At 66.7% G+C, this 20,814-nt stretch carries 15 protein-coding genes; 10 read left to right on the top strand and 5 right to left on the bottom strand.

Annotated features, from left to right (window positions below):
* Window positions 1–10: 10 nt before the first annotated feature.
* On the bottom strand, window positions 11–3,016 hold the full coding sequence (locus ACPEH1_RS01085) for a TonB-dependent receptor (protein WP_017354585.1): 3,006 nt from the start codon (window positions 3,014–3,016) through the stop codon (window positions 11–13).
* A gap of 423 nt (window positions 3,017–3,439) precedes the next feature.
* On the opposite strand from ACPEH1_RS01085, the gene ACPEH1_RS01090 reads away from it, so the two are divergent.
* The gene (locus ACPEH1_RS01090) at window positions 3,440–4,711 is read left to right on the top strand and encodes a sugar MFS transporter (RefSeq protein ID WP_051008551.1); all 1,272 of its coding nucleotides are present in this window, start codon (window positions 3,440–3,442) and stop codon (window positions 4,709–4,711) included.
* A gap of 6 nt (window positions 4,712–4,717) precedes the next feature.
* Here ACPEH1_RS01090 and ACPEH1_RS01095 read toward each other — a convergent pair whose 3' ends face one another.
* Window positions 4,718–5,725 carry a LacI family DNA-binding transcriptional regulator gene (locus tag ACPEH1_RS01095; RefSeq protein ID WP_017354587.1) on the bottom strand — a complete coding sequence of 336 codons (1,008 nt, stop codon included), beginning with the start codon at window positions 5,723–5,725 and terminating at the stop codon, window positions 4,718–4,720.
* Between the two features lie 382 nt (window positions 5,726–6,107).
* Between ACPEH1_RS01095 and ACPEH1_RS01100 the strand changes: the two genes are divergently transcribed.
* The 3 genes from ACPEH1_RS01100 to ACPEH1_RS01110 all read left to right on the top strand — a co-directional run bounded on the left by ACPEH1_RS01100 (window position 6,108) and on the right by ACPEH1_RS01110 (window position 10,315).
* A complete protein-coding gene (locus ACPEH1_RS01100; protein ID WP_423715081.1) occupies window positions 6,108–8,639 on the top strand; it encodes a glycoside hydrolase family 3 N-terminal domain-containing protein in 2,532 nt (843 codons plus the stop codon).
* 115 nt (window positions 8,640–8,754) lie between these two features.
* Window positions 8,755–9,822 (top strand): hypothetical protein, encoded by a 1,068-nt coding sequence (locus ACPEH1_RS01105; protein WP_423715082.1) that lies wholly within the window; start codon window positions 8,755–8,757, stop codon window positions 9,820–9,822.
* A 79-nt stretch (window positions 9,823–9,901) separates the two neighbouring features.
* The gene (locus tag ACPEH1_RS01110; protein ID WP_423715083.1) at window positions 9,902–10,315 is read left to right on the top strand and encodes a putative glycoside hydrolase; all 414 of its coding nucleotides are present in this window, start codon (window positions 9,902–9,904) and stop codon (window positions 10,313–10,315) included.
* Window positions 10,316–10,353: 38 nt separating this feature from the next.
* Here ACPEH1_RS01110 and ACPEH1_RS01115 read toward each other — a convergent pair whose 3' ends face one another.
* A complete protein-coding gene (locus ACPEH1_RS01115) occupies window positions 10,354–11,958 on the bottom strand; it encodes an MASE1 domain-containing protein (protein ID WP_423715085.1) in 1,605 nt (534 codons plus the stop codon).
* Between the two features lie 261 nt (window positions 11,959–12,219).
* On the opposite strand from ACPEH1_RS01115, the gene ACPEH1_RS01120 reads away from it, so the two are divergent.
* Complete coding sequence (locus tag ACPEH1_RS01120; protein ID WP_423715086.1) at window positions 12,220–12,660, top strand: hypothetical protein; 441 nt, start codon at window positions 12,220–12,222, stop codon at window positions 12,658–12,660.
* Window positions 12,661–12,847: 187 nt separating this feature from the next.
* On the opposite strand, the gene rho is transcribed toward ACPEH1_RS01120, so the two are convergent.
* Together rho and trxA are read right to left on the bottom strand one after the other, a co-directional pair.
* The gene (gene rho, locus ACPEH1_RS01125; protein ID WP_262071269.1) at window positions 12,848–14,641 is read right to left on the bottom strand and encodes a transcription termination factor Rho; all 1,794 of its coding nucleotides are present in this window, start codon (window positions 14,639–14,641) and stop codon (window positions 12,848–12,850) included.
* A gap of 220 nt (window positions 14,642–14,861) precedes the next feature.
* Window positions 14,862–15,191, bottom strand: a complete 330-nt coding sequence (trxA, locus tag ACPEH1_RS01130; RefSeq protein WP_136004572.1) for a thioredoxin TrxA — start codon at window positions 15,189–15,191, stop codon at window positions 14,862–14,864.
* A 525-nt stretch (window positions 15,192–15,716) separates the two neighbouring features.
* Between trxA and rhlB the strand changes: the two genes are divergently transcribed.
* The 5 genes from rhlB (at window position 15,717) to ung (ending at window position 20,723) form a co-directional block, all read left to right on the top strand.
* Window positions 15,717–17,432, top strand: coding sequence for an ATP-dependent RNA helicase RhlB (rhlB, locus tag ACPEH1_RS01135; protein WP_423715087.1), 1,716 nt, complete (start codon window positions 15,717–15,719; stop codon window positions 17,430–17,432).
* A 94-nt stretch (window positions 17,433–17,526) separates the two neighbouring features.
* Window positions 17,527–18,213: a cell division ATP-binding protein FtsE gene (gene ftsE / locus ACPEH1_RS01140; RefSeq protein WP_017354631.1), complete on the top strand. Its 687-nt coding sequence runs from the start codon at window positions 17,527–17,529 to the stop codon at window positions 18,211–18,213.
* The gene (gene ftsX / locus ACPEH1_RS01145; RefSeq protein ID WP_136004569.1) at window positions 18,210–19,160 is read left to right on the top strand and encodes a permease-like cell division protein FtsX; all 951 of its coding nucleotides are present in this window, start codon (window positions 18,210–18,212) and stop codon (window positions 19,158–19,160) included. The genes ftsE and ftsX overlap by 4 nt, the downstream gene beginning before the upstream one ends.
* A gap of 7 nt (window positions 19,161–19,167) precedes the next feature.
* Window positions 19,168–20,010: a response regulator gene (locus ACPEH1_RS01150; RefSeq protein WP_017354633.1), complete on the top strand. Its 843-nt coding sequence runs from the start codon at window positions 19,168–19,170 to the stop codon at window positions 20,008–20,010.
* Window positions 20,007–20,723 (top strand): uracil-DNA glycosylase, encoded by a 717-nt coding sequence (ung, locus tag ACPEH1_RS01155; RefSeq protein ID WP_313241589.1) that lies wholly within the window; start codon window positions 20,007–20,009, stop codon window positions 20,721–20,723. Before ACPEH1_RS01150 ends, ung begins: the two co-directional genes overlap by 4 nt.
* Window positions 20,724–20,814 lie beyond the last annotated feature (91 nt).

Consider the following 20,814-nt stretch of genomic DNA (forward strand, 5'->3'; position numbering starts at 1 on the left):
GGGTCCGGGGTCAGAACTTGTAGCGTACCCCGAACATGTAGCGCGGGCCGGTCTGGGTGGCGTAACGCAGCATGTTGGTGTGGCGCGAGTACGTGCGCATGGTTTCGTCGGTCAGGTTGATCGCTTCCAGGCTCAGGGTGAGCTGGTCACTGACCGCGTAGCTGATGTTGAGGTCGAGCTGCCCATACGCGTCGGTGTAGTTCGGGTTCGGGCCCTGCCCACCGATGCCGTTGAGGAACGTGTCGCGCCAGTTGTAGGCCGCACGCACCTGCCAGTTGTACTTCTCGTAGAACAGCACCAGGTTGGCCGAGTCGCTCAGGCCGATCATCGGGTACTGGTCACCCAGACTCAGGTTGTTGAAGGTCAGGCCGGATCTGACCTTGGTGTAGTTGGCGGCCAGGCCGAAGCCGGTCTGCCCGAACACCTGCTGCACGCTCAGTTCCCAGCCATCGAGATGGTCCGAGCGCTGGTTGGCCGGCAGGGTGATGTCGAACCCGGCGACCGGGTCGCCGGGCTGGCCGACGATGGTGCCGGTGAGCTGGCCGGCCGAGTTGGTGCCGGTGGCGGTCACGCCGGGATCGCCGTTGTGGTGGGTGAAAATGTAGTCGCGGATGCAGGGCATGTCGGTGACCCCGCAGCCCGCGGCCAGCGCCTCGTTCCAGTAGGTGCCGCCGACCGGCGTGTGCAGCCCCGCGCTGTCGTCGCGCACGATGGTGTTGCTGATGAAGTTCTTGATGTTCTTGCGGAAGAAACCGAGCGAGGCGTAGCTGGACTCGCCGTAGTACCACTCCAGCGACAGGTCGAAGTTGTCCGACAGCAGCGGTTCCAGGCCTGGATTGCCGCGCGACCCGGTGCCACCCTGGGTGCGCACGATGTTGTCGAAGCGGCGGCCGCTGTCGATCTGGGTCCAGCCCGGGCGACCGATGCTGCGGCTGTAGCTGCCGCGCAGCGCCAACGTGTCGCTCATGTCCAGCTTGAGGTCCACATTGGGCAGCACGTAGTCGTACTTGCCCTTGCCGCCGATGAAGGTGCCTTCGGCGGCATAGCCCAGATTGAACTCGTTGGCCGAGCCCCAGTTGATGCTGGTCGGCACGCGCACCAGCGCGGTCGACTCCACCTCGGTCTGCTCGTAACGTACGCCGGCCGCCACATGCAGCGGCATCGACCCGTCGAAGGTGGTGCGGTACTGCAGGTAGGCGCTCCTGGAGGTTTCGGTGGTGCGGATGTCTTCGGTGTACTCGGTGGGCGCCAGGTAGCAGGTGGGGCAGGGCGGCTCGCCGTTGGCCGCGATCTGGCCGGCGCGCTCGCGGAGGCGATCGAAGTCGAACACCAGGAACTGTCCGGTCAGGCGCGGATCGCGGTGGCCGGAGAACGCATTGAAGTACCGGGCCATGTCATCGGCGTACCAGATGCTGTCGTCGTAGTCGGCCGGGCTGCCCAGGCCACCCCAGCTGTCGCGCTGCATGATCGCCGAGGCCGAGCGGTTCTCCACCCGGGTGTGGCCCACGCCGAAGTCCAGTGCGGAATAGTCGGCGAACCTGAACGTACCGCGCCCCTGGTACTGCTGCACCTTGGACTTGTTGTAACTGTTCTGGAACACCGAGCCGGTCACCAGCGCGTCGGACGCCTGGACGCCGCCAGGCGGCAGCGCGATGTTGATGATCGGCAGATCACCGCTGTAGTCCACCGTGGTCTTGCCGCGCACGAAAGCGGCCACGCCGAGCACGCCGGCCGAGCCGTAGGGGCTGTCGGGCTTGGACTCGGCGGTGGAGTTGTGGACATCGAAGGACAGGTCCAGCGCGTCGTTGACTGCCCAGTCAACGTTGAAGCCGAGCGAATCCATCGCGTTCTTCGTGGCCAGCTTCATGCCGCCCATCGACACGTCCGAGTTGACCATGTCCTCGCTGTAGATGATCGGTGCCGACACCGGGCCATTGGTCCACGTACTGTCGCCGGGCCCGTAGTTGAACCACACCGACAGCTCGCTGCGCTGCTGCTGCACCTTGTTCTCGACATGGGTGTAGTCCAGCGTGGTGGTGATGTTGTCGGCCGGTTTCCACTGCAGGGTGGCCTGCCCGTTGGTGCGCTGGCGCTGCACCCCGTTGACGTTGTAGGCGGTGTTCTGCGGGCGTGCATACACGTCGGTTGGGCCCGGCCGGTTCTGGATGCGGTCCGAATAGCCCTGGCCTGGCTGCGGCAATGCGCGCCAGTCGGTGCTCTCGTTGCCGTAGAACGTGGCCCAGCCCTCGGCCACGGTGGCCTGGTTGAAGCCTGAATCGCGCTCCTGGTGGCTGGCGCTCAGCGCCACGCCGAAGCGCCCGTCGGCGTATGTCTGGCTGAAGATGCCTGACAGCTCGCCAGTCACGTTGGCGCCCTGCAGGGTGCGCGGCAGGTTGTCGTTGGAGCTGTCGTTGACGGCCTTCAGGCCCAGGCTGATCACCGGCTCGGATTCGAGCGGGCGCATCGTTTTGATGTTGATGGTGGCACCGATGCCGCCGGTCGGGTTGTCGGCGCGGGTGGTCTTGTAGACCTCCACCGCCGAAATCGACTCGGAGGCGATGTTGGCGAAATCGAACGACCGCGAACCGGACAGACCACCGCCGCCGTTGCCGAGGTTGGAGGACGGCATCTGGCGGCCGTTGAGCAGCACCAGATTGAAGTCCGGCCCGATGCCGCGCACGGTCACCTTGGAGCCCTCGCCGCTGGAAGTGCGGTCGATCGACACACCGCTGATGCGCTGCAGCGATTCGGCCAGGTTGGTGTCGGGGAATTTGCCGATGTCCTCTGCGACGATGCCATCGACCACGCCCTGGCTGTCACGTTTGAGATTCATTGACGAGGTGAGGCTGCCGCGGATACCGGTGACCTGCACGGTGTCCAGCGTGGTCGGATCCACATCATCGGCGGCGGCGCGCTGGCGGTCGGGCGGGTCCTGCGCCCAGGCCGGGCCGGCCAGGGCCGCGAGCAGCGCGGACGTGAGCATCGCTTTGCGGGGTACGGCCTTGTACGTCTTCATTGGAAGCTCCCTCCCCAGGGAATCGGTAATGGCGGTCTGACGGCGTCTTGCACGGTTCAACGGCACACCCGGCCGGATTGGAGCCACGGTTGACAGCGTTGTCAACAAACGGACGCATCCGCCGCACCGCCGGCCGCATCCGTGCCGCTCCCGGGCTTGCTGCATTCAGCGCGACGCAAGGGCGTAAAACATGGCAGTGCAGGCCGATAGCTGCATATTTCGCAGGACGTGTCGCGCTGGATTCAACGGGAGCGGATTGTGGTGCAGTGCAGAATGAAACTGCGCGGGGCACGCGCAGACCGCTGATCGCACGTCCGGCCGGATGACTGACCGGTTGTCTGACAGCGCTGGACATCCTTGACCGGACCATGTTCCATGTGTGGCCGCCGCGTGGCCGGCGTTCCCAACCTGGAAGGACATGCAATGGACACTTCTGCTGCCGTTCGTGGGCAACATGTGCAACGCAATGGCGTAGCACTGGCGGTCGTGACCGCCATCTTCTTCATGTGGGGTTTCCTCACCTGCCTCAATGACATCCTGATCCCGCACCTCAAGGCCGCCTTCGCGCTGACCTGGGTGCAGGCGATGCTGGTGCAGTTCACCTTCTTCGGTGCGTATTTCCTGATGTCGCTGCCAGCCGGCCGCCTGGTGGCCGCCGTCGGCTACAAGCGCGGCATTGTGGCTGGCCTGGCCATTGCCGGGCTGGGCGCCCTGCTGTTCTGGCCGGCTGCGCATGCCCACGTCTACGGTCTGTTCCTGGGGGCGCTGTTCGTCCTGGCCACGGGCATCACGGTGCTGCAGGTAGCGGCCAATCCGTACGTGGCGCTGCTGGGCCCGGAACGCACCAGTTCCAGCCGGCTGACCCTGGCGCAATCGATGAACGCGCTGGGCACCACGCTGGCGCCGCTGTTTGGCGGGCTGCTGATCCTGTCGGCCGAGCCGCGCACCGACGCGCAGCTGGCGCTGCTGCCGCAGGCCGAAGCACTGGCCTACCGCGTTGCCGAGGCGCAGTCAGTGCAGGTGCCGTACTTCGGGCTGGCGGTGGCGCTGTTCGTCCTGGCCGCCGCCATCTGGATGTTCCGACTGCCCACCATTCCCGGTGTGGAGGAGGGGGCGGGCCAGGGCCGGCTGCGCGATGCGCTGCGCCATCCGCACCTGCGCTACGGCGTGCTGGCGATCTTCTTCTACGTCGGCGCCGAAGTCTCCATCGGCAGCGTGCTGGTCAACTTCCTGTCCATGCCCGGCATCGGCGAAGGGCTGACCGAGCAGGAAGCCACCCGTTACGTGTCGCTGTACTGGGGCGGTGCGCTGGTCGGGCGGCTGGTAGGCACGGTGCTGCTGGCGCAGATCGATCCGCGCCGCCTGCTGGGGCTGTTCGCGCTCGTGGTGATGGGGCTGCTGGGAGTCACCATGCTGGCCGGCGGCGGGCTGGCCAAGTGGGCGGTGGTGAGCATCGGTCTGTTCAACTCGATCATGTTCCCGACCATCTTCGCGCTGGCCATCGCGCGCCTGGGTGCATTGACCGGTCAGGGGTCGAGCCTGCTGGTGATGGCCATCGTGGGCGGCGCGGTGGTGCCGCTCGCGGTGGGCTGGGTGGCCGACCACCACGGCCTGCAGCTGTCGTTCCTGCTGCCGCTGCTGTGCTACCTGTACATCCTGTTCTACGCCTGGCGTGGGTCGCGGCTCACCGCGTGATCCCGCTCAGCGCCGTCGCGGCGCACGGGTCGATTCGCGGATCAGCACCGCATGGTCCACCGTGACCATGCGGCCGCCTTCGGGCGAGCGGATGCGTTCGATGAGCTGTTCGGTGGCGAGCTGGCCCATCGCCGAGGTCGGCTGCCGCACGGTGGTCAATGCCGGGTAGATGTGACCAGCGATGGGCGTGTCGTCGAAGCCGCAGACCGACAGGTCGCGCGGAATGCGCAGGCCGCGCTGGCCGGCCACACGGAATACCGCAGCGGCCATGTCGTCGTTGGCGGCGAAGATCGCGGTGGGCGGCGGGTCCAGATCAAGCAGCGCATTGGCCGCCACCACGCCGGACTCGAACGAGAACTCGCCATTCACCACCAGCGTGGGGTCGTAGGCGATGCCGGCATCCTTGAGCGCCTTGCGATAGCCGGCATGCCGCCACTGGCAGGCGCCATGCGCGCGCGGCCCTTTGATGTGCGCGATGCGCCGATGGCCCTGTGCGACCAGATGGCCGATCAGCTCGACCACGGCGGTGGTTTCGTCCATGCGCACGCCGATGCGGCCGTCCGGGTGGCGCGGTGCGATGCTGGTGAAGGGAATCTCGTGCTCTTCCAGATAGGACAGCACCACCGCGTCGTCGGTCAGCGGCGGGATCAGCACCACGCCATCCGGTCGCGAGTTCTCGAACAGCGCGGCCAGGTCGGGCAGGGTCGTCCGGCCGGTGCCGACCGGCCCCAGGATCAGGTTGTAGTGATGGGCGTGGCACGCCTCCAGCATGCCGTTCTGGATCTCCATCAGGTAGTTGCGCGACGGATTGTTGTAGACCAGCGCCAGCGCATACGAGCGCTGCCCCGCCAGGCTGCGTGCCGACAGATTGGGCTTGTAGCCCAGCCGCGCGACGGCCGCCAGCACGCGGTCACGTGTTTCCACGCGCACGTTCGGCTCGTTGTTGAGCACGCGGGACACGGTCTTGATCGAAACGCCCGCAACCGCGGCGACATCCTCGATACGACTACGCATGGTGCGGGAGATCCTGTTGGGGGGCGGGTCGACGGATGCCGATGGTAGTGCGCCGGGGCGACCACCGTGTTGCTGATGCAGGCGGATGTTGCCACGACGCGATGGTGTTTGGCGCCCCCGTCAATCCGTGCGGCAATGCAGCACCCCGGGCGGGCGAGGAACATGCACGGTGGACCGCGATCCCCGTCACTGCAGGCGCGGCCCTGCGCAACGCGTCGCGGGCGGTTGACAGCGTTGCCGCGGCTTTGTATGACAGCGCTGTCAGACAGGGGCGCTGACCCGCACGATTCCACTGCAACGACGACAACGCGCACCGCGCGTGGTCGTCGGTGACGGCGGTGCCCATACCGATCTCGAGCCATTCCCACTGGAGGTAGATGTCGTGAACAGCCCCACCAAGACCCTGCTCGGCACCTGCCTGCTGCTGGCCCTGGCCAGCCCGGCGCTGGCCGCTCCTGCCAGGGGTGAAACGCTGAAGGATTGGCCGCGTGTGACCAGCGCGATCGTGCCGGACCCGGCCCTCGAAGCACGGGTCCAGCAGATCCTCGCGCAGATGACGCTGGCGCAGAAGATCGGGCAGATGACCCAGCCCGAGATCAAGACGATCAGCCCCGAGCAGGTGCGGCAGTACTACATCGGCTCGGTGCTCAACGGCGGCGGCTCGTGGCCGGGCATGGACAAGCATGCCTCGGTGGCGGACTGGCTGCGTCTTGCCGATGCCTACCGCGCAGCGTCGCTGGCCACGGATGCGAAGACCCCCATCCCGGTGATCTGGGGCACCGATGCGGTGCACGGGCACAACAACGTCTACGGCGCCACGCTGTTCCCGCACAACATCGGCCTCGGTGCGGCCGGTGATGCCGAACTGATCGAGCGCATCGGCGAGGCGACCGCGCGCGCCACCCGCGCGACGGGCATCGACTGGGTATTTGCACCGACCCTGGCCGTGGCCCACGACCCGCGCTGGGGCCGCACCTACGAGAGCTTCTCGTCCGATCCGGCGCGCGTGCGCGAGTATGCGCGGGCCTACGTCAGGGGCGCGCAGGGCCGCTTTGCCGACGACGGCAACGTGGTGGCCACCGCCAAGCACTACATCGGCGATGGCGCCACCGAGCACGGCCGCGACCAGGGCGAGGCGCTGGTCGGCAAGGCCGCGATGATCAACGTGCACGGCCAGGGCTACTACGGTGCGCTGGGCGAGGGCGTGCAGACGGTGATGGCCTCGTTCAACAGCTGGAACGACCGCACCGCCGGCATGGATTACGGCAAGATGCACGGCAGCAAGGCACTGCTGACCGATGCGCTGAAGCACAAAATGGGCTTCGACGGCTTCGTGGTGTCCGACTGGAACGGCATCGCCCAGGTGCCCGGCTGCCGCAACGACAGCTGTGCGCAGGCGATCAATGCCGGCATCGATATGGTGATGGTGCCCGATGACTGGAAGGCTTTCATCGCCAACACCATCGCCCAGGTGGAAAGCTGCGAGATCCCGATGGCGCGCATCGATGATGCGGTTGCCCGCATCCTGCGGGTCAAGCTGCGTGCCGGCCTGTTCAACCACGCACCTTCCGACAGCCGTTACGCTGGCGACAGCAAGGCGGTGCTGCATCGCGACCTGGCCCGGCGCGCCGTGCGCGAGTCGCTGGTTCTGCTGAAGAACGAGAGCAGCGTGCTGCCGCTGCGCCGCGATGCGCGGGTGCTGGTGGTCGGCAAGAGTGCCGACAGCCTGTCCGACCAGGCCGGCGGCTGGTCGCTGACGTGGCAGGGCACCGACAACACCAATGCCGATTACCCGCAGGCCGACTCGGTGCTGGGGGCGCTGCGCGCGGAACTGGGGGCGCGGCAGGTGACCTACAGCGCCGATGGCGCCGGCGTCGATGCGGGACAGTTCGACGTGGTGGTGGCCGTGGTCGGCGAGACGCCCTACGCCGAAACCAACGGCGACATCCTGCATTCGGACAGCGTCAGCCACAGCCGTACCTATCCGCAGGACCTGGCGGTGCTGCGTGCCGCGCAGGCGACCGGCAAGCCGGTGGTCACGGTGTACTTCTCCGGGCGGCCGATGTACACCAACGACCTGCTCAACCTGTCGCAGGCGTTCGTGGCAGCGTGGCTGCCGGGCACCGAGGGCAAGGGCATCACCGATGTGCTGGTCGCCGGCAGGGACGGCAGGCCCGCGCAGGATTTCCGCGGCCGCCTGAGCTTCCCGTGGCCGGGTGTCCCGTGTCCGGCGCCGATCGACCAGCCCGACCCCAAGCGTCCGCCGCTGTTCGCGCTCGGCTATGGCCTGCGCTATGCGGCACCGGGCAGCGTGGGCCGCCTGCCCGAAGCCAACCCGGACAACTGCGGCGCGGTCACCACGCTGCCGGTCTTCAACCGTGCCGATACTCCGCCGTTCGCACTGCACGTGGCCGCTGCCGGCGCCACCCAGCCGCTCGGCAACGACCTCAATGCCACCCTGCGTTGGCCCACGACCGCGCCGGTGGTCCAGGTGCGCACCGTGCAGGTGAACACCCAGCAGGACGCCAAGGAGGTGACCTGGCTGGCTCCCGCACAGCTGGTCGCACGCAGCAGCTCGCGCCGCAATCTCGGCGCGCTGGCGCGTACCGACGGCGCGCTGCAGTTCGACGTGCAGCTGGTGCAGCGCCCGACGTCAGCGGTGAAGGTGACCATGCAGTGTGGCAGCGGCTGCGAAGGCGGCGTGGACATCGCCCCGCAGCTGGTCGCGCTGGCGCCCGGGCAGAAGCAGACGGTGACCGTGCCATTGGCCTGCTTTGCAAAGCACGGCGTGGACGTGGGCGCGGTGGAAGCACCGTTTGTGGTCAGCGCCGACACGCCGTTCGCCGCGGCCTTCACCCAGGTCAGGCTCACGGCCAACACGGCCACCGCCGAAGGCGCGGTGGCCTGCCCGTAACCGAAGGTAGCGCCGGGCCATGCCCGGCGTGTCGCTCGTACACTCTGCAACTTGTTGCATGTCCAAGGACGGCCCGTGCAAGGAGGATGGATGACTTTGTCCAAAGTCATCGATCATGCGACGCCTTCTCCAGACCCTGCGGATCAGTCCCTGTGCGACGCACCGGCCGCACTTCATCGAACCACATCTTTCGCGGGCGCTGGGCGCGCTCAAGAACGGCGAATTTGCCTCGCTCGACGCTTGGGTAGCAACACTGCCGGCTGAAACCTACGAGCACCTCGTGTGGCGCCTGGCATTGCCCCGCTATCCGCGTGGATGGCTGCAGGCATGGTCAGACGCCATCCCCGCGTCCTGCCATCCACAATTGATTGCTGCCTACGGCGATGTAAACGACGCCTGGGCAGTGCGCGGGGAAACCTTCGTAAACGCCATTCCTTTCCTGCGTCGGCGCCGGTATCCGAAGATCATGGCGAAGGCTCATGAAAAGTTTGTCCGTATCGTCGAACAGAACCCTGCCGATCCGATGGCACTGGCTGGGCTGATCCACTGCGACGTGGTGGCCGGTGTGGGCGAGGGAAGGCGGATCGAATGGCTGAATCAGGTGCTGGCGACCAGTGGCTTCCACGGCCCCACCATCCGTCAGTATGCGCGTGGCACGCTGTCGCGGTGGGGAGGGGAGCATGGTGAACATGTCCGGTTCGCCGGCTGGGTCGTGCAGAACGCGCCTGCCGGCAGCTGCGCACTTGTCGTGGCCGCACAGGCGGTTCTGGATGATGCGTTCACCGCGTCCGAGGATATCTACGACGCAGGAATGATCCGGCGGCATCTGGCCGAGGATGCAGGCGCGGATTGGATACGCAACGCCATCATGAAATGGGCCGATGCCACGCCCGGGACCTTGGATGTGCGTGTGCGTGAGATCGCGGACGGGCAGATCGACAGCTATCACGCCATCTGTCTGGAGTCGTTCGCCCTGGCAGCGTATTTCCTAGGCGCGGATGACGAGGCACGGTTGCTGTTGCAGGTACTGGGTGGCAGTCTGCAATCGGATGTCTGGGACGATTTCATCGCGCCGTTGCCCGTGTGGTTGTATGTCATCAGCTCCAACCGGCGCGGCGCTAGGCGCGTGCACGACCGCGTCTGTCGCGACCTCGGCCTGGACCCGCGCGAGATCTGCCGGTAGACCCACGCCCTACGTGGATGCGCCGTTCCCGAGCCAGAATGAGCGAAGTATCCTTGGAGGCCGGGGGCATGTGAGAGGCGTGCAGGTGAACACCCAGCAGGACGCCAGGGAGGTGACCTGGCTGGCCCCGGCGCAGCTGATCGCACGCAGCACGTCGCGCCGCAATCTCGGCGCGCTGGCGCGTACCGACGGCGCGCTGCAGTTCGACGTGCAGCTGGTGCAGCGCCCGACGTCAGCGGTGAAGGTGACCATGCAGTGCGGCACCGGCTGCGAAGGCGGCGTGGATATCGCACCGGTCCTGGCCCGGATGTCACCGGGGCAGAAGCAGACCGTCACCGTGCCACTGGCCTGCTTCGCCAGACAGGGCGTGGACCTGGGCGCGGTGGAAGCGCCGTGGGTGGTGAGTGCGGACAGGCCGTTCGCCGCGGCCTTCACCCAGGTGCGGGTATCGGTGGATGCGGCCAAGGCGGCCGGGGCGGTGCGCTGCCCGTAAGGTCCCGTGCATTGCCGGGAGCCGGCCGGCGGCCGGCACTACCGGGTAGTGGTCGCGGTGCCGTGCACCGGGAATCTGAAATGCCGCGCCGTCTCCACGTCGGGCCGCGGCTCCAGCAGCAATATCCGGACGCGGTTGCGGCGGCATTGTACGGTTCCCCCGTAGGCCAGCGTGCGGCCGGTGAGGCGCTCAAGCGCGAGGGTCATGGTGACATCTGACAGATGGCGCCGGGTGTCCAGCAGTGCCACGGCCACCAGAATGCCCCGGTCGCGCCGGAACCTGCCGCATCGCGCGCTGATGTGGATCTGACCGGGCTCGTGCTGCAGCAGCAGTGAGACGGCCTCGGCGATGCTCCGGTACGTCGCCAGCTGAAGGCCGATGCTCAGCTGGCACGGATCACCGCCAAGCCGGTGCAGCATCAGCCGATCGGTGTTCTTCCATGCCTCGTGGATCCCGCCGGTCTGCAGTGCCAGATACAGACCGACATGCTCCAGCGACGTGGGATACACCATCGTGATCTGCTCGCGGAACTTTCGTGAATGCACTGCCGATACACTGCGGAGACTGCTGGCGAGGTCCTGATGGCCCTGCATGTCGAGCCAGTCTGAAAGGTCGTCCAGCGAGTGCTCCAGACCGTCGCCCAGCTTTCTGATATCGAGCGCACGTGTGCGTAGATCCATCTCGGTGGCGATGTGCGTGATGCGTGCCAGCGAGGCGGCGTTTCTGCCGTCCTGATCGGTGGACCGATACCGACGGTAGTAGTAAGACAGGCATGATCCGACAGCCAGAAGTGCGATACCCACCACCGCCAGATTCTGTTGCACGGAGAATGCTGCTGGATCAAATGATTCTGCTACACCTGTGGACGGCATCGTCAGGCGCACAATTACGCTCCAGAGTGGGACGCTGATGGCGGCGCCCCGCCAGCCATGCATGCAGGTCAATGCGACGGCAGGAAGTGCCATCAACAGCAGCAGATCCGTCTTCGCCGCCGCCGAATCAAGGGGGATAAGGTGCGCAAGAAGGCCCAGCATGATCATCAGGATGAGACAGGCGGAGGTCAGAAGCACGTGTCCGCTCATCAATGTTGATTCGGTCTGTGATTCGCTATGCCGCTTGCTCCACAGCAAGGCAAGCGGGGCGATGGTCAGGATCCCGATGAAGTCACCGACGAGGAAACGTGTCAGCTTGGTGTCAAGATCCGTGACGGGCGGGGAAGGCCATAGGGCATGTGAGATGCCAAGATTGAGTGATGTGACAGCCATCGTTGAGGCGGCTGCGACAGAGATCAGCCATATGTCGGTCTTTGAGCTCATCAGCTTGCGATGCAGGTGGACGATTCCCATCACGGTCGGCATCAACAGAGCAGATCCAAGCACGACCCATGCCATGCCGTACTTTTCGATCATGGAGTAGCGCGCGGACGCGAAGTAGCAATATTCGCCCAAAAGCAGGTAGGGCCAATACCTGTACGGACAGATTAAAAGTGCTGCTATACGGACGCCTGCAGGGAGAAAGAACTGGTCTACAGACACTTCTCGCGCGGCCCAGTACGCGAGTGCGTACATCAGCGCTACGGCGAACCCAAATGGGTAGATGCGAAAGCTGAGTTCACAGGCATCCTTCCACCGCTCCAGTCGCATTCGCTCCTCCTTCTCATTGCGCTCGGCCTCACGCTTCCGGCGCGAGTCCAGGCAGTGTCGGCTTACCACCGTATGCGCAATCCGTGAGGCGGGTTATCGGAATATGACGAAAGTGCGCGCTGGATGATTCATGCGGCTTCAAGCCTGGTGTGTCGTGATCCGCCGTCCTGTCTGGTGTTTCGTAGCATTCCTAATGTCTTGCGGGATACGCATGCATACGATGCTTGGTGGCGCTGTCGCCGTTCGAATCAGGAGGGTGAGGTGAAGTCCATTAAAATCTACTGTGCAATGTCGATGCTTGCATTGTCGTCAATACCGATGCAGGGGAATGCACAGCTCAGCGACGATCATGGAATGAAGTTGGCGGCGCACGGATTGGGGCAGACGCATCCCTCGGCAATCAGCATGAGCCATGATCCGAACTGGGTGGTGTACGGGTTCGAACGAGATGGAATTTCCTACTATCAGGTGAACGATCTCGCCGGGCGTGTTCATGTCGTCGTAGGCCGCGCTGGCGATACGTTCTGGGCCTTGCCTGCGGGCGATGTGCCTTTTCGCGCATCCCTGCCCTCCCGTCGGGTGAGCTTGCCGGAAGGTGCGACGCGCTCGGTCGTTCTGCGTCAACCAGCGTTCTCGATTCTGCGGTATGAGGTCGATGGCGATGCCGTGTGGTCAATCGAAGTGCCGGGCGAGGTCCGATAGGCGAAGTCGCCGCTGGGTGCTGTTCAAGCGCAACGCTGGTGGGCATCTCATAAGTTGACTGAGACACAGGAGACGCCGGGAGCCGGCCGGCGGCCGGCACTACCGGGTAGTGGTCGCGGTGCCGTTGAAGACGCCAATAAAAAAGGCCCCGCGATGCGGGGCCTTTTCTGTTCGTCCGAAACGCGGATCAGCGCTTCATCGAACCGAAGAACTCGTCGTTGGACTTGGTGTTCTTCATCTTGTCGAGCAGGAACTCCATCGCGGCGATTTCGTCCATCGGGTGCAGCAGCTTGCGCAGGATCCAGATCTTCTGCAGCAGCTCCGGTTCGATGAGCAGGTCTTCGCGGCGGGTGCCCGAGCGGTTGATGTCGATTGCCGGGTACACGCGCTTTTCGGCGATACGACGGTTCAGGTGCACTTCGCTGTTGCCGGTGCCCTTGAACTCTTCGTAGATCACTTCGTCCATCTTGCTGCCGGTGTCCACCAGCGCCGTGGCGATGATGGTCAGGCTGCCGCCTTCCTCGACGTTGCGCGCGGCACCGAAGAAGCGCTTCGGGCGGTGCAGGGCGTTGGCGTCCACACCACCGGTGAGCACTTTGCCGGAGCTGGGCACCACGTTGTTGTAGGCGCGTGCCAGGCGGGTGATGGAGTCGAGCAGGATCACCACGTCCTTCTTGTGCTCGACCAGGCGCTTGGCCCGTTCGATCACCATTTCGGCAACCTGGACGTGGCGCGCGGCCGGTTCGTCGAAGGTGGAGCTGATGACTTCGCCGCGCACGGTGCGCTGCATTTCAGTTACTTCTTCCGGACGCTCGTCGATGAGCAGCACGATCATGTGCACGTCCGGATGGTTGGTGGTGATCGCCGTGGCCACCTGCTGCATCAGCATCGTCTTGCCGGCCTTGGGCGGGGAGACGATCAGCGCGCGCTGGCCTTTGCCCTGCGGCGCCATCAGATCCATGATGCGGCCGGTGATGTCTTCGGACGACCCGTTGCCGCGTTCCAGGGTAAAGCGCTTGCGCGGGAACAGGGGAGTCAGGTTCTCGAACAGCACCTTGTTCTTGGACGCTTCCAGCGGCTCACCGTTGATGGTGTCCACGATCGACAGCGCGAAGTAGCGTTCGCCGTCCTTCGGGAAGCGGATGCGGCCGGACAGGTGGTCGCCGGTGCGCAGGTTGAAGCGGCGGATCTGGCTGGGCGAGATGTAGGTGTCATCCGGGCCGGCCAGATAGCTGGCTTCGGCGGCACGCAGGAAACCAAAGCCGTCCGGCAGGATTTCCAGCACGCCGTCGGCGGCAACGCCGTCGCCGTGGCGGGTCAGCACCTTCAGCAGGGCGAAGATCACGTCCTGCTTGCGGGCACGTGCCACGCCTTCGGAGATCTGCAGCTGCTCGGCAATCTCCAGCAGCTTCTGCGCCGGCATGCGCTTGAGGTCGCTCAGCGAGTAGACCGGGAAGCCTTCGGGCACGTTGGCCTGCTGGCTGCGCACGAACGGCTGCTGCGGTTCGTTGTTGTCCTGCGGCATGCCGTCATCGTTGTAGCGATCGCCACCGCGGTTGCGGTCGCGGCGATTGCGGAAACGGTCGCGGCGGTTGCCTTGGCCTTGGCCCTGACCGTGGCCCTGGTTCTGGCCCTGGTTCTGACCCTGACCCTGCTGGTACGGGTTCTGCCCGCCCTGCTGGTTCTGGTGGCGGCCATTCTGATTGCGCTGGCCACCGTCGCCGGTGTCCTGCTGACCACCGCCCTGCGCGGGCGATGCGTCGCCACCGGCAGACGCTGCCGGGGCCGATGCCTGCGGGGCTGCCGGAGCGGCAGCGGCCGGCGCCGGCGCGTCAGGCGCGGCAGCCAGGGGCAGGACGGGTTGTGCGGGGGGGGAACCGGCGTCGGTCGCGGTGGCGGCCTTGGCAACACGCGGCTTGCGCACGCGCTTCTCGGCGGGCGCGTCAGCGCTCCCGGGTTCGGAAGTAGTGATATCGGACAAGTGCTGGATTCCTCGCTAGAAGGTGCGAGCGCCCGGCAGGGCGGCGAACGTTGGGAAAGGATCTGGAAGAAACCGCGTCCAGAAGATGCGGCGCGCGAATGCGGCCGGATATGCCGACACTAACACCGGCTCGCGGCGGCGCGCAAGCCGGGTGGGGCAGGGTCATTCATGCGGGCGACGGGCCCGCGGGGCAGCCGGCTCGACCGGCTGCCTGCTGCGATCAGGCCAGGGCCTTGTCGAGCATGCCGGCCAGCTGGGCCTTGCCGACCGCGCCGATCTGCTGGGCCTGGACTTCGCCGTCCTTGAACACCAGCAGCATCGGAATCGAGCGCACGTGGTACTTGGCGGCCAGCGCACGGTTCTGGTCCACATTGACCTTGGCGATCTTGGCGCGGCCGTTGTAGGCGTCGGCCAGTTCGTCCAGGGCGGGGGCGATCATCTTGCAGGGACCACACCACTCGGCCCAGAAATCGACCAGGACCGGCTCCTTGGAATTCAGCACGGTGCTATCGAAGTCGGCGTCGCCGACATGTACAACCTTGTCGCTCATCTTGGTTTCTCGTCTGGAAATGCACCCGGCCAGGCCGGAGGAGGTTGAACCTGGACGACGCCTGGTGGGCGCCTTCCCCGTCTGCTGCCTCGTGGCCGCGTGGGCGGCCAGCGGTGCGTCAGGCCGGTTGCCTGGACGCGCACGGCGGGCAGTGTACCCCTATCGTCGCGAGCCGACAGGCGCGGGTTGGAAAGAAGCATCCCGTGACTGTCATCTCACTCTGCCGGGGCTGGCCTCTCAGATATGCGGGCCGGGAGGGCGCCTTCCAGCCCCCACCGGGGGGCTTGTTCAACTGGCGTCAGGGGCGATGAAGGCGGTGTCCTTTCTGGCGTCTCGCAGGCGCCTGCGACGGTTGAGCCCGGTTTGGCGCCGACATTGCGCTAAACTGCGCCATTGTGCGGCGCCCCAGGACCCCCGGTCCGGCCCCGCCACCTCCCGGCGCAGGGGCCGCAATGGCGACGGTGCCCTCCAAGAATGCTGCAAGCCAGCCGCACCTCTGCCGGCTGGCCTTACCAAGACGGACTCATGAGCGACAAACCGCTGACCGATTTGACCTTCTCCTCCTTCGAGCTGCACCCGGCCCTGCAGGCTGGCCTTGAAGGCGCTGGTTTCACCCGCTGCACCCCGATCCAGGCACTGACCCTGCCGGTGGCTCTGCCCGGTGGCGATGTCGCCGGCCAGGCCCAGACCGGTACCGGCAAGACCCTGGCGTTCCTGGTCGCGGTGGTCAACCGCCTGCTGACCCGCCCGGCGCTGGCCGACCGCAAGCCGGAAGACCCCCGCGCGCTGATCCTGGCGCCGACCCGTGAGCTGGCCATCCAGATCCACAAGGATGCGGTCAAGTTCGGTTCGGACCTGGGCCTGCGCTTCGCGCTGGTCTACGGCGGCGTGGATTACGACAAGCAGCGCGAGATCCTGCAGCAGGGCGTGGACGTGATCATCGCCACCCCGGGCCGCCTGATCGACTACGTCAAGCAGCACAAGGTGGTCTCGCTGCACGCCTGCGAAATCTGCGTGCTCGACGAAGCAGACCGCATGTTCGACCTGGGCTTCATCAAGGACATCCGCTTCCTGCTGCGCCGGATGCCCGAGCGCACCACGCGCCAGACCCTGCTGTTCAGCGCCACGCTCAGCCACCGCGTGCTGGAACTGGCCTATGAGCACATGAACGAGCCGCAGAAGCTGGTGGTGGAAAGCGAGTCGATCACCGCCGCGCGCGTGCGCCAGCGCATCTACTTCCCGGCCGACGAAGAGAAGATTCCGCTGCTGCTGGGCCTGCTCTCGCGCAGCGAAGGCGCGCGCACGATGGTCTTCGTCAACACCAAGGTGTTCGTCGAGCGCGTGGCGCGTTCGCTGGAGCGCGCCGGCTACCGCGTCGGCGTGCTGTCCGGCGACGTGCCGCAGAAGAAGCGCGAGAGCCTGCTCAACCGCTTCCAGAAGGGTCAGCTGGAAATTCTGGTGGCCACCGATGTGGCCGCGCGCGGCCTGCACATCGACGGCATCAAGTACGTCTACAACTACGATCTGCCCTTCGACGCGGAAGACTACGTGCACCGCATCGGCCGTACCGCCCGCCTGGGCGAGGAAGGCGATGCGATCAGCTTCGCCTGCGAGCGCTACGCGATGGGCCTGCCGGACATCGAAGCCTATATCGAGCAGAAGATTCCGGTTGAAGCGGTCACCAGCGAGATCCTGACCGCCCTGCCGCGTCCGGAACGCGCACCGCTGCCCGAGGGCGAAGCGGACGGCGACGAGAATGAAAGCGTCGGCCAGATCTTCCGCGAGGCGCGCGAAGCGCGTGCCGCCGAAGAGCAGCGCCGTGGCGGTGGCAGCAGCCGCGGCGGCAAGCCGTCCGGTGGCCGTGGCGAACGCCGCGGTCCGGGCGAGCGCAGTGCCGATGGCAAGCCGCGCCGCGAACGCAAGCCGCGTGTGGAAGGCGAGCAGCCGGCCGCCGAGGGCGTGTCCGCCGCGCCGCGTCCGGCGCAGGCCCCGGTCCAGGCCGATGGCCCGTCGGCGGCGACCAGCCCGGCGGTCGAAGGCGAGCGCGCACCGCGCAAGCGCCGTCGCCGCCGTCATGGCCGCCCGGTGGAAGGGACTGCCGAAGGCGGCGCCGCCCAGCCGGTGACCCCGGTGCAGGTGACTGCCAAGCCGATGCGCGCATCCGCACCGGCCGCTGATGCGGGCGCGTCGTTCCTGACCCGCATTGGTCGCAAGATCCGCCGGATGCTGTCGGGGTCGTAAGCCCCGGCGACGGTGACAGGGCCGGCCACTGGCCGGCGCTCCCGACCTCTACCCCCACCTGCACGCTGCCATCCTCGTCCTGCATAATCAGGGGATGAGCGTCCTGCGTTTTGACAATGTCAGCAAACAATATGCCGGCGGCCACCAGGCACTGGTGGACGTCAGCTTCGATGTCGCCCCCGGCGAGATGCTGTTCGTTACCGGTCACTCCGGTGCGGGCAAGAGCACGCTGCTGAAGTTGATCCACCTTGACGAGCGGCCCAGCCGCGGCGCGGTGCTGTTCGACGAACGCAACCTGCTCAAGGTGCGCGGCGGCAACATCCCGCGGCACCGCCGCGAGGTGGGCGCGGTCTACCAGGACCACCGCCTGCTGATGGACCGCAGCATCGCCGAGAACGTCGCGCTGCCGCTGATCCTGCGCGGTACACGCCGTGCCGAGATCGGCAAGCGGGTGCGCTCGGTGCTCGAACGCATGGGCCTGGGCCATCGCGAGAAGGCGCTGCCGTCGCAGCTGTCGGCCGGTGAGCAGCAGCGCGTCGGCATTGCCCGTGCCATCGTTGGCGAGCCCAAGCTGCTGGTCGCCGACGAACCGACCGGCAACCTCGATCCCACCCTCGCTGCGGAAATCATGGCGTTGTTCGCCGAGTTGCCCGAACGCGGCACCAGCGTGCTGGTGGTCAGCCACGATCTGGCCCTGCTGCGGCACATGCGCAAGCGCGTGCTGATCCTGGACCACGGTCGGCTGATCGACGACATCTCACCGCAGGACCTGGCCGAATGAGCGCACCGACCAACAAAGAAGCCGCGGCACCGTCGCGCCTCGGCGTGTGGCTGCATCACCACGGCCACAGCGTGGTGTTCAGCCTGGGCCGCGCCTGGCGCAAGCCGTGGGCGACGCTGCTCACGGTGATGGTCATGGCGCTCGCCCTGGCACTGCCGCTGGGCCTGTCGATCGCGCTGGACAACCTCAAGCACTTCGCCGGCAGCGTGCAGCAGTCGCGCGACATCAATCTGTTCCTGAAGACGTCCGTGGATGCCGCCGGCGCCAGCCAGGTGGCCGAGTCGCTGCGCGGGCGCGCCGATGTGTCGGCCGTGGCGCTGCGCACCCCGGCCGATGGCCTCGCCGAGCTGCGCGACAGCGCCGGGCTGGGCGAGGCCATCGACGCGCTCAACGACAATCCGCTGCCGACGCTGCTGATCGTGACGCCGGTGGCAGGCGCCGATGACGCGCGACTGGCGCAGTCGCTGGAAGGGCTGCCGCAGGCCGACCTGGTGCAGCACGACGCGCTGTGGCGCAAACGCCTGGATGCGTGGCTGGGCTTCGGCACCCGCCTGGTGCAGGTGCTGTCGGTGCTGCTGGGGCTGGGCGCGGCGCTGGTGGTCGGCAACACGGTGCGGCTGGACATCCAGGCGCGCCGCGACGAGATCGGCGTGCTGCAGCTGCTGGGCGCCAGCGATGGTTTCATCCGCCGCCCGTTCCTGTACCTGGGCGCGTGGTACGGCCTGGGCGCCGGTGCGATCGCGCTCGGCCTGATCGGCGTGGCCGGGCTGGCGTTGCGCCCGCCGCTGAGCGCGCTGTCGCAGAGCTACGGCAGCCCGTTTGTGCTGCATGGGCTGGACCTGTTGCATTCTTCGCTCGTGCTGGCCGGCACCGTGGTGCTGGGCTGGCTGGGCGCGTGGCTGGTGACGGGGCATTTCCTGCGCCAGACCCGTCCGACCGAAACCTGAGGCCCGCATGCGCCCGCAAGCCCTGAAGCACCTGGTCGACGACGCACCGCGCGTGATGGTCGTCGACGGCTCCAAGCTGGTCCGCAAACTGATCGCCGATGTGCTGCAGCGCGAGCTGCCGGCGGTGGACGTGGTGGGCTGCGCCAGCATCGAAGAGGCGCGCGCGGCATTGGCAGCCGGCCCGGTCAGTCTGGTCACCACCTCGCTGACGCTCAGCGACGGCGATGGGCTGGCACTGGCGCGGCTGGTACGCGAAACCGCGGGCCAGGCCTACGTGCCGGTGATCGTGGTGTCCGGTGACGCGCAGCAGCACCTGGAACAGCGCCGCTTCACCGAGTACGTCACCGACTATTTCGACAAGGCGTTGGGCCATGAGGCCTTGGCCACTTTCATCCGTGGCTACGTGCAGCCGGAGACGATTCCCGGCGCGACGATCCTGTACGTGGAAGACAGCCGGGTGGTCGCCGAGGCGACCAAGCGCATGCTGGAACGGCAGGGCCTGAACGTACTGCACGTGCTGACCGCCGAGGAAGCCTTTGCGCTGCTCACCGCCGAATCGCTGGGCCGCAGCAGCCACCGCATCGACCTGGTGCTGACCGACGTGACCCTCAAGGGCGAACTGAGCGGGCGCGATGTGGTGCAGCGCGTGCGGGTGGACTTTGGCTACGGCAAGCGCCGCCTGCCGGTGCTGGTGATGACCGGCGATGGCAATCCGCTCAACCAGTCCGGCCTGCTCCAGGCCGGTGCCAACGACCTGGTGCAGAAGCCGATCGAAGAACGGCTGCTGATCACCAAGGTGCTGTTCCAGCTGCGGCTGGCCCGACTCAACGAAAAACCCCTGGTGCGATGAACGACGACGTACAACCGAGCATCCAGCTCGAGCCGAGCTGGAAGGCGCGGGTCGGGGAGTGGCTGCTGCGACCGGAGATGCGCGAGCTGTCCGGCTTCCTGCGCCAGCGCAAGGCCGCCGGGGCACGGGTGTTCCCGCCCGGCCCGCAGATCTTCGCCGCGTTTGACGCCACGCCGTTCGAGCAGGTCAAGGTGGTCATCCTCGGCCAGGACCCGTACCACGGCGCCGGGCAGGCGCACGGCCTGAGCTTCTCGGTAATGCCGGGGGTGCCGGTGCCGCCGTCGCTGCTGAACATCTACAAGGAAATCGAGGCCGATCTCGGCCTGCCGCGTCCGGACCACGGCTGCCTGCTGCCGTGGGCGCAGCGTGGCGTGCTGCTGCTCAACGCCGTGCTGACGGTGGAGGAGGGCCATGCCGGCGCCCACCAGCGACGTGGCTGGGAAGGTTTCACCGACCATGTGGTGGAGACGCTCAACCGCGAGCGCGAGGGTCTGGTGTTCGTGCTGTGGGGCGCCTACGCGCAACAGAAGGGCAAGGTGATCGACACGGGCCGGCACCGCGTGCTCAAGGCACCGCACCCCTCGCCGCTGTCGGCCCACCGTGGCTTCCTCGGCTGCCGGCATTTCTCGGCTGCCAACGAGTACCTGCGCCGGCGCGGGCACGGTGCCATCGACTGGTCGCTGCCGCCGCGCGCGCAGCTCGGGCTGGACTGAGCCAGTCGTTCAGCATTTCGATGATCGCGAGCGCCACCTGGCGTTTGCGCATGGGCATGCGACGCCACAACGACAGACTCCCGGGTTCCTG

The sequence above is a fragment of the Stenotrophomonas sp. NPDC077421 genome, assembly GCF_049545505.1.
Classification (GTDB): Bacteria; Pseudomonadota; Gammaproteobacteria; order Xanthomonadales; family Xanthomonadaceae; genus Stenotrophomonas; species Stenotrophomonas nematodicola.

Excerpts from the sequence above, each read along its gene's own strand:
- ACPEH1_RS01105 (WP_423715082.1), top strand. The coding sequence starts at position 8,755 with ATGCGACGCCTTCTCCAGACCCTGCGGATCAGTCCCTGTGCGACGCAC.
- ung (WP_313241589.1), top strand. The coding sequence starts at position 20,007 with ATGAACGACGACGTACAACCGAGCATCCAGCTCGAGCCGAGCTGGAAG.
- ACPEH1_RS01095 (WP_017354587.1), bottom strand. The coding sequence starts at position 5,725 with ATGCGTAGTCGTATCGAGGATGTCGCCGCGGTTGCGGGCGTTTCGATC.
- ACPEH1_RS01115 (WP_423715085.1), bottom strand. The coding sequence starts at position 11,958 with ATGCGACTGGAGCGGTGGAAGGATGCCTGTGAACTCAGCTTTCGCATC.
- rhlB (WP_423715087.1), top strand. The coding sequence starts at position 15,717 with ATGAGCGACAAACCGCTGACCGATTTGACCTTCTCCTCCTTCGAGCTG.
- ACPEH1_RS01090 (WP_051008551.1), top strand. The coding sequence starts at position 3,440 with ATGGACACTTCTGCTGCCGTTCGTGGGCAACATGTGCAACGCAATGGC.
- ftsX (WP_136004569.1), top strand. The coding sequence starts at position 18,210 with ATGAGCGCACCGACCAACAAAGAAGCCGCGGCACCGTCGCGCCTCGGC.
- ACPEH1_RS01150 (WP_017354633.1), top strand. The coding sequence starts at position 19,168 with ATGCGCCCGCAAGCCCTGAAGCACCTGGTCGACGACGCACCGCGCGTG.
- ACPEH1_RS01085 (WP_017354585.1), bottom strand. The coding sequence starts at position 3,016 with ATGAAGACGTACAAGGCCGTACCCCGCAAAGCGATGCTCACGTCCGCG.
- trxA (WP_136004572.1), bottom strand. The coding sequence starts at position 15,191 with ATGAGCGACAAGGTTGTACATGTCGGCGACGCCGACTTCGATAGCACC.
- ftsE (WP_017354631.1), top strand. The coding sequence starts at position 17,527 with ATGAGCGTCCTGCGTTTTGACAATGTCAGCAAACAATATGCCGGCGGC.